The organism is uncultured Cellulomonas sp. (assembly GCF_947494015.1).
Lineage (GTDB): Bacteria > Actinomycetota > Actinomycetes > Actinomycetales > Cellulomonadaceae > Pengzhenrongella.
Window position 1 is genome coordinate 200,092 of record NZ_CANLTL010000008.1, and the last position, 16,873, is coordinate 216,964.

8 protein-coding genes are annotated in these 16,873 nt (G+C 73.9%); 3 read left to right on the forward strand and 5 right to left on the reverse strand.

Features of this window, described 5'->3' with window-relative positions; genetic code table 11:
• Positions 1-61: 61 nt before the first annotated feature.
• From Q0840_RS11230 to Q0840_RS11245, 4 genes are all read right to left on the reverse strand, one after another.
• The gene (locus Q0840_RS11230) at positions 62-6,655 is read right to left on the reverse strand and encodes a PKD domain-containing protein (RefSeq protein WP_298459553.1); all 6,594 of its coding nucleotides are present in this window, start codon (positions 6,653-6,655) and stop codon (positions 62-64) included.
• A gap of 274 nt (positions 6,656-6,929) precedes the next feature.
• Positions 6,930-10,139 (reverse strand): LamG-like jellyroll fold domain-containing protein, encoded by a 3,210-nt coding sequence (locus Q0840_RS11235; protein ID WP_298459554.1) that lies wholly within the window; start codon positions 10,137-10,139, stop codon positions 6,930-6,932.
• Between the two features lie 200 nt (positions 10,140-10,339).
• Positions 10,340-11,062, reverse strand: coding sequence for a hypothetical protein (locus Q0840_RS11240; protein ID WP_298459555.1), 723 nt, complete (start codon positions 11,060-11,062; stop codon positions 10,340-10,342).
• Positions 11,059-12,243, reverse strand: a complete 1,185-nt coding sequence (locus tag Q0840_RS11245) for a DUF1972 domain-containing protein (protein ID WP_298459577.1) — start codon at positions 12,241-12,243, stop codon at positions 11,059-11,061. Before Q0840_RS11245 ends, Q0840_RS11240 begins: the two co-directional genes overlap by 4 nt.
• Before the next feature lie 368 nt (positions 12,244-12,611).
• Here Q0840_RS11245 and Q0840_RS11250 point away from each other — a divergent pair, with 368 nt between their 5' ends.
• The 3 genes from Q0840_RS11250 to Q0840_RS11260 are packed head-to-tail and all read left to right on the forward strand — an operon-like array spanning position 12,612 to position 15,858.
• A complete protein-coding gene (locus tag Q0840_RS11250) occupies positions 12,612-14,126 on the forward strand; it encodes a lipopolysaccharide biosynthesis protein (RefSeq protein ID WP_298459556.1) in 1,515 nt (504 codons plus the stop codon).
• Positions 14,123-15,109, forward strand: a complete 987-nt coding sequence (locus tag Q0840_RS11255; RefSeq protein ID WP_298459557.1) for a glycosyltransferase family 2 protein — start codon at positions 14,123-14,125, stop codon at positions 15,107-15,109. Before Q0840_RS11250 ends, Q0840_RS11255 begins: the two co-directional genes overlap by 4 nt.
• Positions 15,106-15,858: a CDP-alcohol phosphatidyltransferase family protein gene (locus Q0840_RS11260; protein ID WP_298459558.1), complete on the forward strand. Its 753-nt coding sequence runs from the start codon at positions 15,106-15,108 to the stop codon at positions 15,856-15,858. Before Q0840_RS11255 ends, Q0840_RS11260 begins: the two co-directional genes overlap by 4 nt.
• Before the next feature lie 28 nt (positions 15,859-15,886).
• Here Q0840_RS11260 and Q0840_RS11265 read toward each other — a convergent pair whose 3' ends face one another.
• Positions 15,887-16,585 carry a DapH/DapD/GlmU-related protein gene (locus Q0840_RS11265; RefSeq protein ID WP_298459559.1) on the reverse strand — a complete coding sequence of 233 codons (699 nt, stop codon included), beginning with the start codon at positions 16,583-16,585 and terminating at the stop codon, positions 15,887-15,889.
• Positions 16,586-16,873: the final 288 nt, after the last annotated feature.

Here is a 16,873-nt window from a genome sequence, read left to right on the forward strand (position 1 = left end):
GCCGCCTCGCGCTGCGCCCGCGAGGCGGTCCCGACCGGCGGGCCCGCGTGGTGTCCCGGGCTCACCCGACCGGCCGGGCGACCAGGTCGTCCCAGGCGACCGTCACCGGGGAGTTGGTCGTGCTGCCCGAGAGGTAGCTCATGACCCCGATGCCGCCGGGAGCCTGCAGCGCCGCGGTCGCGTCGGTCATGGACAGCTGCCAGTCGGCCGGCTCCGCGCTGCCGTCCGCCCACACCGTGGCCCGCACGGTGGTCGGCGACGTCCCGGTCACCTGCAGCCGCAGCCGCAGCGCCTCGCCGGGCACCACCTCGAGGCCGGTCAGGGTCTGGGACCGCAGGACCGTGTCGCCGCGCCCGAGCTGAAGGGTGGCACGACCGGAGGAGTCGAGCTTGACCCGGGCACGGTAGTCGGTCGTGCCCACGCGTCGGCCCATCACCGTCAGGTACATCCCGCCCCCGGTCGCCGGCTTGTCCACCGACAGCGTCGTCGTCAGGTCGGTGCTCGTCGACGACACCGAGTCCAGCGTCGAGGTGAGCAGCGTCCCGGGTCGGCCGAGGGTGTGCCGACCGACGCCGTCGGCCACGGAGATCCCGGTACCGGACGACGACCACTCCCCGCCGGTCGGGGCGGTGCCCCAGCCCGACGTCACCGACCGGTCGAACGCGTCCGCGACGAGCTCGTCACCGCCGGCGGGCGGCGGGGTGGGTGCGGTCACGGTGACCTGGCGGGTCGCCGTCCCGGTCGCCCCGGCCGCGTCCGTCACGGTCAGACGCACGGTGTAGGTCCCGGCCGCTGCGTACGGGTGCGACACCGTCGCCCCGGTCGCCGTCGCGCCGTCGCCGAACTCCCACGCGTAGGACGCGATCGTCCCGTCCGGGTCGGAGGAGCCCGACCCGTCCACCGACGCCGTCAGGTCGGCCGTGGTCGCCGCGATCACCGCGGTCGGAGCCACGTTCGCCGGCGGCGGGGTGGTGGGTGCGGTCACGGTGACCTGGCGGGTCGCCGTCCCGGTCGCCCCGGCCGCGTCCGTCACGGTCAGACGCACGGTGTAGGTCCCGGCCGCCGCGTACGGGTGCGACACCGTCGCCCCGGTCGCCGTCGCGCCGTCGCCGAACTCCCACGCGTAGGACGCGATCGTCCCGTCCGGGTCGGAGGAGCCCGACCCGTCCACCGACGCCGTCAGGTCGGCCGTGGTCGCCGCGATCACCGCGGTCGGAGCCACGTTCGCCGGCGGCTCCACCGGTCCGGCCGAGGCCGAGGTGGCGCGCAGGTCGTCCCACGAGACCGTCACCGGGGCGTTCGTGGCGCTCCCGGACAGGTACGTCGTGATGCCGATGTCACCGGCCGACTGGAGGACGGCGGTCGAGTCGGTCGCCGAGACCTGCCACGTCGTGGGCTCGGGCGTGCCGACCTTCCAGGTCCGGGCCTGGATCGTCGTCGGGGACGTGCCGGTGACCTGGACGCGGACGTTGAGACGGTCACCGGGCGCGTACGTCAGGCCCGGGACGGATCGCGCCTGCAGAGCCGTCCCGACCCGGTTGACCTGCATGATCACGTTGCCGGACGCCTCGATCTTGACCCGCCCGCGGTAGTCCTCGGCGCCGACCCGGCGTCCGACCACCGACAGGTAGTACCCGCCCCCGGTCGGTGCCTCCGCGACCGAGACGACGGCCGAGACGTCGGTGTCGGTGGAGCGCACCGAGCCGAGGAAGGACGACAGCGTCATCCCGGGGCGCGAGACCGTGTGCCGACCCTGACCGCCGGACACCGAGATGCCCGACCCCGACGACGACCACGCGCCGCCCTCCGGGGCGGAGCCCCAGCCGGAGGCCACGGTGCGGTCGAACGCGTCCGTGGCGAGCGCCGTGCCGCCGGCCGGCGGCGGCGTCGTGACGACGACCGATCGCGTGAGCGTCGCGGAGGCGCCGTCGTCGTCGGTCACCGTCAGGCGCACCGTGTAGGTGCCTGCGGCGGCGTAGGTGTGCGATGCGGTCGCGCCGGTCGCGGTACCGCCGTCACCGAAGTCCCAGGCGTAGGCGGCGACGGAGCCGTCCGGGTCCGAGGAGCCGGACGCGTCGACGGACAGCACCAGCTCGGCGGCCGTGGCCGTGAAGTCGGCGACCGGGACCTGGTTGACCGGCTGCTCGGGCGCCGTGACGGTGACGGTCTGGGTGACCGTGCCCGTGGCGCCGTCGTCGTCCGTCACCGTGAGGCGGACGGCGTACGAGCCGGCGGCGGCGTAGGTGTGCGAGGTCGCGACCCCGGTGCCGGTCTGGCCGTCACCGAAGTCCCAGGCGTACCCGGCGACGGTCCCGTCGCTGTCCGCCGACGCGGCCGCGTCGAGGCTCAGCACGAGGTCGGACACCGAGGTGGTGAACGAGGCGCTCGGCGCCTGGTTGACCGGCGGCGCGGTCACCGTGACGGACCGCGTCGTGGACCCGGTCAGCCCGAGGTCGTCCGTGACGGTGAGCGTCACCGTGTAGGTGCCCGCGGTCTGGTACCGGTGGGTCGCCGTGGCGCCCTCCGCGCTGGCGCCGTCGCCGAAGTCCCACGCGTACGCGTCGACCGTGCCGTCCACGTCGGTCGAGCCGGACCCGTCCACGTCGAGCGTGAGGTCGGTGGGCGACGCCGTGAAGGACGCCGTCGGCGCCTGGTTGCGCGGCTGGATCGCGGTGCCGAGCGAGTGGTGGTCGGCGACCGTGGCGGCGCTCAGCGCGGTCGGGTAGACCGCGACCTCGTCGATGGTCCCGGCGAACCACGGCTGGGGCCCCCAGGTGGTGTCACCACCCACCCGCCAGTACCCGGTGTAGGCCTGGGCCTGCGTCTCGGGGCTCTGGCCGACGACGTCGCCGTCGACGTACAGCCGCATGCCCGCCGCCGACTGCGTGGCGACCACGTGGTGCCACCGGCCGTCGTTGTACGACTCGGTCGACGTCACGGTGACGGTCTGGCCGGTGTAGACGCCGAACGTCAGCCGGCCGTCGGTCTCCATGTAGACGTGCCGGTCGTAGGTCGTCGACGTCCCGGTCTGACGGTCGCCGAAGCCGATGAGCTTGCCGCCGGCGGTGGTCGTCGTGCTGAACCACAGCTCCTCGGAGAAGGCGGTCGGGTTGACCGTGCTGAGGTCGCTCGACACGAGCCCGCTCGAGCCGTCGAACACCGCTGCGGTGTCGGCGACGCCGTCGAGCACGCCGGACGCTCCCAGCGTGACGCCGCCGGTGCGGTACGTGCCGCTCTCCCCGGCCGTGCCGCTGTCGTGCGCGGTCGGTCCGGTGACCTCGCCCAGGCGCCAGTACAGCGACGGCTCGGCGGAGCGGACCGCCGCGCCGTACACGTCCGCCGGCGCCGGCCGCTCGGGTGCCACCGCACGGACGGTGTGCTCGGACGTCGCGGTCGCGCCGTCGTCGTCGGTCACGGTCAGGCGGACGGTGTAGTCCCCGGCGCCCGTGTAGGTGTGGCTCGCCGAGGCCCCGGTCGCCGTGCTGCCGTCGCCGAAGTCCCACGCCCACGCCTGCACGCTGCCGTCCACGTCCGTGGAGGTGGCGCCGTTGACGGACAGCTCCAGCCGGTCCGTGACCGTGGTGAAGTCGGCGCTCGGGGGCAGGTTGACCGGCTCGGTCCCCGAGCCGAGGGCGTGGTGCTGGGCGACCGTCGCCGGGGTCAGGGCGGTGGAGTAGACGGCCACCTCGTCGATGGCGCCCGCGAACCACGGCTGCGGACCCCAGGTCGTGTCCCCGCCGACCCGCCAGTAGCCGGTGTAGCTCTGGGCGCCGGTCTGGGCGTTCTGACCGACCAGCTCACCGTCCACGTAGAGCCGCATGCCGCCGGCGGACTGGGTGGCCACCATGTGGTGCCAGCCGCCGTCGTTGTAGGAGCGCGGCGACGTGATCGTGTTCGCCTGACCGGTCCAGGTGCCGAAGGTCAGCCGACCGTCGTTCTCCATGTAGACGTGGCGGTCGTAGCTGCCCGACGTGCCGGTCCGGCTCGACCCGAGGCCGATGAGCTTGCCACCCCTGGTGGTGGTGGTGCTGAACCACAGCTCCTCGGAGTACGTCAGCGGGTTGGTCACCGAGGCGTCTGCGGAGACGAACCCCGTGCGGCCGTCGAACACCGCGGCGGTGTCCGGGACGCCCACCGGGGCCCCGGGCGCGCCGAGCGCCACGCCACCGCGGTAGGTGCCGGTCGCCTCGTCGGTGCCGGTGTCCCGCGCCGTCGTGCCGGACGCCTCACCGAGGCGCCAGTACAGGTCCGGCTTCGCCTCGCGGACCGCGGCGCCGTAGGCGTCGGCCGGGACGGGCGGGACCGGGGACGGGCGCCCCGACGCCACGAAGTGCTCGATGACGGCGTCGCGCGACAGGGCCGTGGGGTAGACGGCGACCTCGTCGATCTGACCGTTGAGGTACGCGCTCGACGGGCGGCTGGGCCAGCTGCCGCCCACGCTGTCGCCGCCGATCCGCCAGTAGCCGGTGAGGCCCTGAGCGGACGTGGTGTCGGTGCGCTGGGCGACGCGGCGGCCGTCGACGTACAGGGCCATCCCGTTGGCGCCGAGCGAGGCGGCGACGTGGTGCCACTGGCCGTCGTTGTAGGACTGGGTGCTGTTGACGCTGCGCACCGAGCCCGGGTAGACGCCGAAGAAGATCCGGCCGCTGTTGTCCATGTAGACGTGGCGGTCGTACGACGAGGACGTGCCGGTCTTGGCCGACCCGTAGCCGATGATCTTGCCGCCCGAGGTGGACGTGGTCCGCACCCACGCCTCGACGGTGAAGGTGTCCGGGGCCGGCTCGGCGGTCTGCGTGCTGGCGATGCCGGCGCTCGTGCCGTCGAACGACGACGCTGCGTCCGCGTCGCCATCGATCGCGCCGGTGGCACCGCGGGTGACGCCGGTGCCCACGGCCGCGTCGTGGAAGCCCGCCCAGTCCAGCGCGGTGGCGCCGGAGGCCTCACCCAGTCGCCAGTACGAGGAGGCCCCGTTGTCCAGGACGGCGTTCGCGTACGGGCTCACCGCCTCGTCGGCGACCGTCACCGAGACGGTCTCGGAAGCCGCGACGTTGCCGAACGGGTCGGTCGCCGTCAGGCGGTACCGCTGCGTCGCGCCGGGCGTGAGGCCGGTGTCCACGAAGTGGCCGTCCCGCACCTGCCAGAACGGGGCGCTGACCGTCTCCTCGAAGATGGGCGGCGTCGTGATGGAGCCCCGGTACAGCCGGTACGTCAGCGTCTCGTTGTCGCGGTCGTAGTTGCCCGGCCAGCTGATCCGGACCTCACCGGGCCGGACGCTGAGCAGGCGCGGGTTGAAGGCGGCGCCGGCGAGGCGCGGACCCTGCTTGTTCGGCGCGACCTCCTTGACCGCCATCCGCACCAGACCCTGCTGCCGGGTGCCGTTGACGTGCGTGAACTCGCCGCCGTACACGACGTAGTCGCCGTTGCCGGTCACCGTCCACGTCGCCTGGTTGGCCCCGGTGAAGTTCGCCGGGGTGAAGGTCGGGAAGTAGTTGAGCAGCGACGGACCGGGCATGCCTTCCCAGTTGTAGTAGTTGCTGTACTCGTTGCGGCCGAGCGGGCCGGTGACGAAGTTCGTGTACGCGTTGGCGTAGTAGGACGTCCAGGGCTCGGTCTGCGGGTAGCCACCGACCGTGCTGCAGTAGTGCGGGTGGCCGACGGTGTACGTCACGTCGCCGGAGGTGTACACGTCGTAGGAGTCGCCGTGGCAGTCCTCCACCCAGCGCAGCTCGCCGTCCCAGTCGGCGGAGAAGGCCCCCTCGAGGTTCCCGCCCGAGCCGAAGACGTACCCGACGCCGTAGACGCCGCGCTCGTCGCCGTAGAGGTTGTAGATCGACGCCTGGGTCCCGGCGTTGCGGACCAGGTTGTTGGTGGTGAACGGGAGCACGGCCCCCGTGGTGGCGTCCACCCGGGCCAGGCCGTAGCCGGGCGCCGACGACCCGTTGACCGAGGAGAAGTTCCCACCCATCACCAGGACGGACTGGTCCGGCGAGAGCGCCAGGGCGTTGACCTGACCGTTGTCCGGCGTCACCGAGAAGGGCAGGGCCGCCCCCGTCGTCGCGTCGATGGCCGCCACCCGCGTGCGGGACGCGCTGCCCACCGCGGAGAAGATGCCGCCGACGTACACCGTGGTGTCCGTCGCCTCGACCGCCGCGACGCGGGCGTTCAGCACGGGTGCGAACGACTGCAGAGCGCCGGTCGCCGCGTCGAACGCCGCCACCCGGTACCGGGTCTGGCCGTCCACCTGCGTGAACTCGCCACCGACGTAGACCCGTCGCCCGTCCGGGGACGCCGAGACGCTGCGGACCTGGGCGTTGAAGGCGGGGGCGAAGGAGGTGATGAGCGCCCCGGTCGTCAGGTCGTACGCGAGCATGTGGCGGCGGGCCACCGTCTGCGTACCGGGCGCCGCGCCGGCCGGGCGAGCGGTCTGGAAGTTGCCGACCACGTACACGCGGTTGCCGACGATCTCCTGGTCCCACACGACGCCGTCGATCTGCACGGTCGGGAGCGCGTCCGCGGCCACCGTCTCCGGCTCGGCGGCGTCGAGGGGCGCCGTGTCGGCGACGGCCGCCGGCGCGACCAGCACCGAGACCAGGGTGATGGCGGCGGCGGCCAGCCCCGCGGCGAGTCGCCGGCCCGGCGAAGAGTGCGCGCGCATGTGTGTTCCGTTCTCCGAGCACGGGGGGAGCGCCACGGGCGAGCGGCGCACGTCGAGGGTAACTCGGGGCATCCGGCTTCTTAGGGGTCGGTCCGGGTGAAAGGACGACCGTTGAGCCAGACGGGTGCCCCCCGGCCATCCGGGTAGCTCCTGCGTCGGCACAGCGGTCGGACGACCATGGCCAGGTCACCTCGTTCGTCACGAGGTCACCTGGCCATGGAGGTCCGTCCGGTCCGGTCCGGTGCGTCCGCCGCCCCGGAGGTGTCCGGAGGTGTCAGTCGGCGGGTGTCACGCGCAGGTCGTCCCACGTGACGGCGACCGGGGCGTTCGTCGCGCTGCCCGACAGGTAGCTCGTCACACCGACGCTGCCGCCGGCCTGGAGCGCCGCCGTCGCGTCGGTCGCGCTGACCTGCCAGCCGGCCGGCTCGGCGGCCGTGGCCTTCCACACCTTCGCCCGCAGCGTGGTCGGCGACGTGCCGGTGACCTGCAGGCGCACGCGGAGCCGCTCCCCCGGCGCATAGGTCCCGGCGGACACGGCCTGGAGCGCGGTGGCGTCCCGCTCGACCTGCAGGCTCACCGCGCCGCCCGCACCCAGGCGCACGCGGGCCCGGTACTCCGCGGTACCGACCCGGCGGCCGACGACGGACAGGATCTGGGTGCCGGCGCCGGCGTCCTTGTCGGCCCCCACCGTCAGCTGGACGTCGGCGCTGGTCGACGACACCTGACCGAGGTACGACGTCATCAGGACGCCCGGCTTGCCGAGGACGTGACTCCCCTGCCCGCCGACGACCGCACTGCCGGGCGACGCGGTCCACGGTCCGCCCCGCGAGGCGGTGCCCCACCCGGCGGTCAGCGACCGCTCGAAGTCGTCGATCACGAGCTCACCGCCGGCCGGCGGCGCGGTCACGGTCACCGAGCGGGTGGTCGTGCCGGTGGCTCCCTGGCCGTCCGTGACGGTCAGCCGGACCGTGTACGTCCCCGCCGCCGCGTAGGTGTGCGACGCGGTCGCACCGGTGGCACCGGTGCCGTCGCCGAAGTCCCACACGGACCGTGCGACGGCCCCGTCCGGGTCGAACGACGCGGACCCGTCCACCGCCAGGGTCAGATCGGCCGCCTGGGTCGCGAACGATGCGACCGGTGCCTGGTTCGGCGCCGTCCGCGACGTCGCCACCGTGTAGTGGTCGAGGACCTGTGCGGCGCTCAGCGCGGTCGGGTAGACCGCGACCTCGTCGATCTGGCCCCGGAAGTAGCTGCTGCTGGGACGGCTGGGCCAGCCGTTGAGGTTGTCGCCGCCGATCCTCCAGAAGCCGTTGAGCCACTGACCGCCGGTCGTGTCGGCGCGCTGGGCGACCGGTGAGCCGTCGACGTAGAGCGTCATCCCGGTCGGACCGACGGTTCCCACGACGTGGTGCCAGCCGCCGTCGTTGTACCGCAGGGGGCTGTTCACGGTGCGGGCGCCGCCCTGGTTGGCCCCGAAGAAGATGCGGCCCAGGTTGTCCATGTACAGGTTGCGGTCGTAGCCGGTGGACAGGCCGGTGGAGCGGTTGCCGAGGCCGATGATCTTGCCGCCCGACGCCGTGGTCGTGGAGACCCACGCCTCCAGCGTGAAGGTGTCCGGCCCCTGCACCGACGTCTGGGTCGACGTGGTGCCGGTGCTCGTGCCGCTGAAGGTCGATGCGGTGTCCGTGTCGTTCACCACCGCGCCCGGCTGCCCGCGGGTCACCCCGGCGCCGGCCTGCCCGTCGAGGAAGCCGGCCGAGTCCGAGACCACCGTCCCCGCTGCCTCGCCCAGGCGCCACACGGACGTGGCGCCGTCGTCGAGCACCCGGGCGAGGTACGGCTGCCCGCTGCCCGCCGCCGGGGTCGTGACCGGCACCCACTGCGACCGGGCGACGTTCCCCTTGGGGTCGGTCGCGGTGATGCGGTACGTGTGCGTGGAGCCGGGTGCGTGCCCGGTGTCGGTGAAGGTCTGCTGCGGGACCTCCCAGAACGCGGCGGTGACCGTGCGCTCGAAGACCGGCACCGAGGTGTTCCCGTCCCGGTACAGCCGGTAGACGAGGGTCCGGTTGTCCCGGTCCCAGTTGCCCGGCCACACGACCCGGACCGAGCCCGAGCTCGTCGCCTGCAGGCGCGGGTTGAACGCCGCGCCGGACACGCGCGGACCCTGCGCGTTGGGCGCGACGGTGTCGACAGCCATCCGCACCAGGCCCTGCTGCCCGGTCCCGTTGACCTTGGTGAACTCGCCGCCGTAGACCACGTAGCGGCCGTTCCCGGTGACGGTCCACGTCGCCTGGGAGGCGCCCGTCGCGGCACCGGCCGTGAACGTGGGGAAGAAGTTGAGCAGCGACGGGCCGGGCTGTCCCTGGAAGTTGAAGTAGCCGCTGTACGGGTTGCGGCCCAGCTTGCGGGTCTCGAAGTTCGTGAAGGTGTTCGTGTTGTAGGAGGTCCACGGCTCCGTCTGCGGGTACCCGCCCAACGTCGAGCAGAAGTGCGGGTGGCCCACGGTGTAGGTCGCCGGACCGGACGTGTAGATGTCGTAGGAGTCCCCGTGGCAGTCCTCGAGCCAGCGCAGCGTCCCGTCCCAGTCGGCGGAGAAGGCGCCCTCGAGGTTGCCTCCCGACCCGAACACGTAGCCGACCCCGTAGAAGCCGGTCGCGTCGCCGTAGAGGTTGTAGATGGACGAGTTGGGCCCGCCGTTGCGCACCAGGCTGTTGACCGGCAGCGCCTCGGGCGCACCGTCGGACGTGCGCAGCTTCGCCAGCCCGTACCCGGGCGCCCCGGTGCCGTTGACGGTGGTGAAGCTCCCGCCGATGACGATGCTGGCCCCGGTCGGCGACAGCGCCATCGCGTTCACCTGGCCGTCACCGGGCGTCGCGGTGAACGGCCGGGGCGTGCCGGCCGTGACCGTCGTGTTCAGCGCAGCCACCCGGACGCGCGCCACCGGTCCCACGGCGGAGAAGATCCCGCCGACGTAGAGGGTGTCGTTCGTCGCCTCGACGACCGCGACGCGGGCGTTGACCCGGGGAGCGAACGCGAGCAGCTCGCCGGTCACCGCGTCGAAGGCGGCGACCCGCTCCCGGGTCACCAGCGGGTCGGCGGTGCTCTGGCTGCGGCGGACCTGCGTGAACTCCCCGCCGACGTACACCCGTCGCCCGTCCGGAGAGACCGACACGCTGCGGACCTGCGCGTTGAAGTACGGCGCGAACGAGGTGATCAGCGCACCGGTCGTCAGGTCGTAGGCCAGCATGTGGGTCCGGGTGACGGTCTGCGTGCCGGGGGCTGCGCCCGCCGGACGGGCCGTGGTGAAGTTCCCCACGGCGTAGACCCGGTTGCCGACGATCTCCTGGTCCCACACCACGCCGTCGATCTGCACGGTCGGCAGGGCGTCGGCGGCGACGGTCGCCGGCAGCGCCGGGTCCGAGGGCGCGGTGTCGGCGGACGCCGCCACCGGGGCCACGAGGGCGCAGAGGGCGCCGAGGGCCACGGCGGTCACGGTGGCTGCGAGCCGTCGACGAAGGGGACGGTGCTGACGCATGGGGTTCCTGTCCGAGTGACGAGCGAATCCGCGTGCAGCGGTCCAGGAATGATGATAAGGACGCCGTCCTCGGTGGAGCAGAGCCGCTCGGGGTGAAACGGACCCCGCACCGGGTGAAGTCGGCTGGGCTGAGCGCGGTTGCGGCCCGGTCAGCCCGCGGGGGTCGGTGCCTGCGCCACCACGACCGCGGCCTGGGGGACGGAGAAGACCTCGACCCGGGTGGGCGTGCGGTCCTCGGGCAGCAGGAAGACGTACACGCCGTCGACCGTCCCGCCCGGGGGCACGGCGGCCGGCAGGGCGCGGGCCCCGGAGCCGCTCAGCTGGATGCCCGGCGTCAGGGACTCGCCGAAGTACGCGTTGACGGCGGCCGAGGTCAAGGACACCTCCTGCGAGGTGCTGTTGACCACGCTCACGGTGAACCGCACGGCGGGACCGTCGATCTCGCCGGGCCCGACGCCGTCGCCGTCGACGGCCTCCAGGGCGGACACGGTGACCGCGACGCCCTCGGTCACGTCCACCGGGCTCTCGATCTCGCTCGGCACGGGGTCCGCGAACGCCGGGACCTGCCCGTCGGCCGGCGCTGCGGGCGCGGCCGGGTCGACCGCCCCTGCCCCTGCTGATGCCTCCGGGGCCGGCGACCCGGCCGGCGGACCGGTCGGGGACGGCGTCGGCGCGCCGGTCGGGGACGGCGTCGCCTCCGTCGTCGCCGACGACGACGGGTCCGGTGCGGCACCGGGGGCCGCGTCCGGCGACGCGGTCGCCCGCCACACGGTCAGGGCGACGGCCACCACCAGGACCACAGCGGCGAGGGCGATGAGCAGCGCACGGGTCCGCGACGGGCGGGCGGCCACCTCGGGGTCGGTGTGGCTCACCCCGCGGTCCGCTCGACGTGAGGCAGCGCGGCGGTCTCCCAGGCGTCGCCGTCGGCACGCCGCCGGTGCGACTGCGGGCCCGGCGTGCGTCGAGCCCGCAGCTCGCGGCAGAGCTCCTCGTACTGGTCGGTCACGACGTCCCAGTCGTAGTCCTCGGCCCGTCGCCGCAGCGCCTTGGCGCGCAGCTCGGTCCCCTCGAGGTCGGCGTCCGACGCGTCGACCGCGGCCGCGACGTCGTCCGGCGTCCGGAAGTAGCGGCCGTCGGCGCCCAGCACCTCACGGTTGAAGCCGACGTCGTACGCGGACACCGCCGTGCCGGCGCCGATGGCGCGCAGCAGCGACGGGTTGGTCCCGCCGACGGAGTGCCCGTGCAGGTAGGTCCGGGCGTTGGCGTAGAGCTGGTTGAGCAGCGTCTGGTCCCAGACCCCGCCGAAGAACCGCACCCGCTGGTCCGCCAGGGCGTGCACGCGGTGGGTGTACTCGTCGGCGTAGGGAGCGGTCCCGACCACGACCAGCGGCAGGGTGGAGGCACTCCTGGCGTAGCCCTCGACGATCAGGTGGACGTGGTTCTCCGGCTCGAAGCGAGCCACGACGAGGTGGTAGCGGCCGGGCTCCAGCGCCACGCCGTCGAGACGGTCGTGACCTGCGTCGTCGAGCAGCGGCGCGCCGTAGGTGATCAGCGAGGTGGGGACCCCGAAAGCGCTGGTGTAGTACGACGCGATGCCCTGGGCGTCCGCGATCAGGGCGTCGGACCAGCGCACGGCGGCACTCTCGGCGAACCGGTAGTAGCGGCGACCCACCGGGCCCCACTTCGCACGCCGCCACTCCAGCCCGTCGACGTGGGTCGCGACCGGGATCCGTGCCGCGCGGAGCACCGGCAGCCACGGCGAGTTCGCCGCGTTGAAGACGATCGCCGCGTCGACACGGTTCGCCGCGAGGTGGCCGACCGAGAGGCCGGTGTGGGTCAGGGTCTCCAGCGAGCGCCGGCGAGCGGCGGGCAGGTGCACGAGGCGCATGCCCAGGTAGGTGGACGGCCGGTCACCCTCACCGGCGGACGAGCGGCAGTAGACGACGACGTCGTGGCCACGGTCGACCAGTCGCCGCCCGACCTCCTCGACGCAGGTCTCGAAGCCGCCGTACCTCGCCGGCACGCCGCGCGTGCCCGCGAGGGCGATGCTCATCGCCCCGCTGCGCTCGCTCACTGGTGCTGTCCTTCCGCCGTCGCCGGGGGTCGCACGACCCCTCGTCGGCTGTCGGAGCCGCCCGGCACGGTCAACAGTACGGACCCCGCACCGGCACAGGGCCGGGCACAGGCCAATTCACCCGACTGCTCCTGCCGGGCCCGCCCGTCCTGCCCACTATCCTCGCCTGGACCGGTGCCGAGGTCTGCGGACCGCCGTCCTCGCGCACGGTGCGGCCCCCCCGACGTGCCCCAGCGCGCCGTCGGGCATCGGTGACCGCACGCCACCACCCCACGGAGCCCCATGCCGACCCCAGCCGGAACCCGACCGGACGCCCGCGCGTCGGCACCCCGTCGGCACCGTCCCTCGTGAACCGGGGTCCGGCGATCGACCCGAGGACCGGCCAGGAGCCGGGCGCCGACCGCGGCGCCCCGGGCCTCGGTCGACGCGCCGTGCGCGGTGGCGTGGTGACCATGGCCGGCCAGGTGACCCGCATCGGCGTGCAGGTCCTGTCCGTCGTGCTGCTCGCCCGGCTGCTGACGCCGCACGACTACGGGCTGCTGGCCATGGTGCTGGCCGTGATCGGGGTCGGCGAGATCCTGCGCGACTTCGGGCTGTCGTCCGCCGCGATCCAGAGCAAGCAGCTCACGCGCGGGCAGCGCACGAACCTGGCCTGGATCAACTCCGGGATCGGCGCCGGCCTCGCCCTGATCACGTTCCTGGGCGCCCCGCTGGTGGCGGCGGTGTACGACGAGCCGGACCTCGCGCCGATGACCCGCGCCCTGGCGGTGACCTTCCTGCTCAACGGGATGGCGACGCAGTACCGCGCCGACCTCGTGCGGTCGCTGCGGTTCACCCGTCTGGCGGCGGCGGACGTGAGCGCCCCCGCCGTCGCGCTGGGCGTCGGCATCGCGCTGGCGGCCGGCGGCGCCGGGTACTGGGCCCTGGTCGGGCAGCAGGTCACCCAGGCGGTCGTGCTGCTCGTCGTGCTGGGGGTCAGCGCGGGGTGGCTGCCCGGGCGCCCCGACCGTCACGCGCCGATGCGGCCGTTCCTGCGGTTCGGCGGCAACCTCGTGGCGACGGGCCTGGTGGGCTACGTCGCGAACAACGTCGACTCGCTCATCATCGGCACCCGGTTCGGCAGCGGGCCGCTGGGGTACTACAACCGGGCGTACCAGCTGCTCACCACCACGGTCACCCAGCTCCGAGCGCCCATGACGACCGTCGCCCTGCCGGTGCTGTCGACCCTGCAGGACGACGTCCACCGGTTCGGGGACTACGTCCGGCGGGGACAGGTGGTGCTCGGGTACACGCTGGTCGCCGCGATGAGCGTCGCCGTCGGCGCGGCCGAGCCCGTGGTCCGGCTCGCGCTCGGGGCGCAGTGGCTCCCGGTCGTGCCCATCCTCCAGCTGCTGGCGGTCGCCAGCGGCATGCAGACGCTCGCCTACGTGGGCTACTGGGTGTACCTCGCGCGGGGTCTGACGGGCGACCTGCTGCGCTACTCGGTGGCGACCGCGGTGCTGAAGATCACCTGCATCGTCGCCGGCAGCACCTGGGGTCCCGTGGGCGTGGCCGGCGGCATCGCGCTCTCGGCGTCGCTGGAGTGGCCGCTGTCGCTGTGGTGGCTGTCGCGCCGGACCCCGCTGCCGACCCGGGCGCTCGGCCTGGGCGCGATCCGCGTCCTGCTCGTCGGTGTGCTCTCGGGCGTCGCCGTGGGCGTGGTCACGGCGGCCCTGGACCTGGCACCGGTCGCGGAGGTCGCCGCCGCCGCCGGGACCGCCGTCGCCGTCTACGCGGTCGCGACCGCCGTGCCCGCCGTGCGGCGCGACGTGCTCGACGTCGTCCGCGTGCTCGGCTCCGCACGCCACCGGAGGGGACGATGAGCACGGCACCGCAGATGCGACCTGACCTCGCGGGGACGGCGGTCGTGGTGGTCAACTACGGCTCCAGCCACCTGCTGGCCGAGAACCTCGCCGGCACCGACCTCGGCGCCTCCGGCGTCCCGGTGGTCGTCGTCGACAACGTCACGACGCCCGACGAGCGGGTCCGGCTCCGTGCGCTGGCCGGCACCCACGGCTGGACGGTGGTCGAGATGGACCGCAACGTGGGCTTCGGGGCCGGCATGAACGCCGGGGTGGCTCGCGCGCGCGACGCCGGCCACGACGTCTTCCTGCTGCTCAACCCCGACGCGTCGATCCCCGTCGCCGGGCTGGCGACGCTGGTCGACGACGTCCGCCGCGAGCCCCTGACGCTGGTGACACCGACCATCACGCACCCGGACGGCTCGCCGTGGTTCCGGGGCGCCTGGGTCGACGTCCCGCACGGGCGCACCCGGCTCAGCGAGGGCGTCGCGGACCACCCGGACGACGCGTGGCTGGCCGGGACGTGCCTCGTGGTCCACGCCGACCTGTGGGACGCGGTGGGCGGCTTCGACGACGACTACTTCCTGTACTGGGAGGACATCGACCTGTCCTGGCGCTGCCGGACGGCGGGAGGTCGGCTCGCGGTCCGGTCCGACGTCCGGGCGGTGCACAGCGTCGGGGGCACCCAGGCGGCGACGGGCAAGTCCCCGACCTACTACTACTGGAACACCCGCAACCGGCTGCTCTTCGCCGCCCAGCACCTGTCCCGCCGTGACCTGCTGCGGTGGTCGGTACGCACCATCCCCTATGCGCGCGCCGTCCTGCTCCGCGGTGGCCGTCGGCAGCTGCTGCACCCGGTCGCGCCGGTCGGTGCGGTCGTCCGCGGATCCCTCGCCGGGCTGGCGATCGCCGTCCGCGCACTGGCCGGCCGGCCGGTGCGTCCCCGCACGTCCCGAGCCGCCCCCGGTTCGGCCGCGACCGCACGAGAAGGTGCCCCGCAGTGAACTCTCCCGTCCAGCAGTCCCCGTCGACCGAGCCGCTGAGCGAGATCGTGGCGCGTCTCGCGCGGGCGCAGAAGAGCAACCGCGGGGCCCCCGCCTACTCCCGCTGGGTGAACCGCCCGGCCGGCCGGCTGCTGGCGGCGGTGGCGTACCGCCTCGGACGGACGCCCAACCAGGTCACCGCCGTCAGCGCGGCGCTGACGTTCAGCGGCGTCCTGCTCGTCGCCGTCCTCCCGGCGACCGTGCCGACGGGCGTCCTCGTCGCCGCCCTGCTGATGGCCGGTTACGCCTTCGACGCCGCCGACGGGCAGCTCGCCCGCCTGCGGGGCGGGGGCAGCCCGGCCGGCGAGTGGCTCGACCACGTCGTGGACTGCACCAAGTCCGCCAGCATCCACCTGGCGGTCCTGGTGTCCTGGTACCGCTGGTTCGACCTGCCGGACGAGCGGCTGCTGCTGGTCCCGCTGCTGTTCGCGGTGCAGACGTCGGTGTTCTTCTTCGCCGTCATCCTCACCGAGCAGCTGCGCAAGGCGGCCGGCGTGCGCCCCCCGCCGCGGCCCGTCACCGAGACGGCCCCGGCGCTGCGCTCGGTGGTCGTGCTGCCCGCGGACTACGGCTTGCTGTGCGTGCTGTTCGTCCTGCTCGGTGCCCACCCCGTCTTCGTCGTCGCGTACACCGCGCTCGCGGTGGTCAACGTCGGCATCCTGCTGGCCGCCGCCCGCAACTGGTACGGGCAGATGCGGGCGCTGGGCTGAGACTCCCGGGGGACCGGGGCCGCCGCGGTCAGTCCCGGTTCTTCAGCAGCCTGGCCGGCACACCGCCGTAGATGCCGCCGGACGGGTACTCCCCCGCCGTGACCACCGTGCCGGCGGCGATCACGCAGCCGTCGCCGATGTGGGCCCCGTCGAGCACGGTGACCCGGGCGCCGATCCAGCAGTCCGAGCCGACGGTGATCCCGGCATGGGTCACCCCCTGGAGCCGGATGGGCGTGCGCCGGTCGTCGATCCGGTGGTTCTCGGAGTGGAACGACACGAAGTTCCCGATGATCGTGTCGTCACCGATCGAGATGCCGCCCGCGCACCCGTACAGGCTGTCGGTGCCCAGACCGACGTCGCGCCCGACCCGCAGCCCCTTCCCGATCGACCGCAGGCTGCCGGTGCACTCGATCCGGGTGTTGCGCCCGACCGACGTGTTGTCACCGAGGGTCACCCCGTGCGTCGACAGGGCGTCGATGAGGCTCCCGTGCCCCAGCGTCACGCCGGCGCCGAGGCGCAGTCGCCGACGGCACCGGACCCGGACGCCCGCGCCGACGAACGGGGGCTGCGCGCGCAGGGGGAACCGCAGGCGGCCACGCACCCGCATCAGTCCCCGCTCGAGCACCACCGAGGTGAGGTACCCGGCGTCGATCCGGGGGTCGATGCGGTACTCCGCACCCTTGATCCGGCTGATGCGCTCGTTCAGGTACGCGGTCAGCGTCGCCATGGTGCGGTCCCCCCGCCGTCGGTCCACGCCGTTCGGGCGGGTCGCCCCCCCCCCGGACCGGGGGACGCGGGACTCATTATGGACGGGCGCGCAGCTACGGCCGCGGCCTGCCCGGCCGCCCGCTGCCCGGCCGGCCGGCCGGTCGGGGTGCGTCGCCGGGCGGACACGGCACCGGCCCGTCGGGTCGACCGGTGCGGTCGACCCGACGGGCCGGTGGCGGGGTGGTCACCAGCCGCGGGAGATGGTGACGCCGGTGCCGTCGGTGAAGGTGTTGGTGGTGTTGGTGAC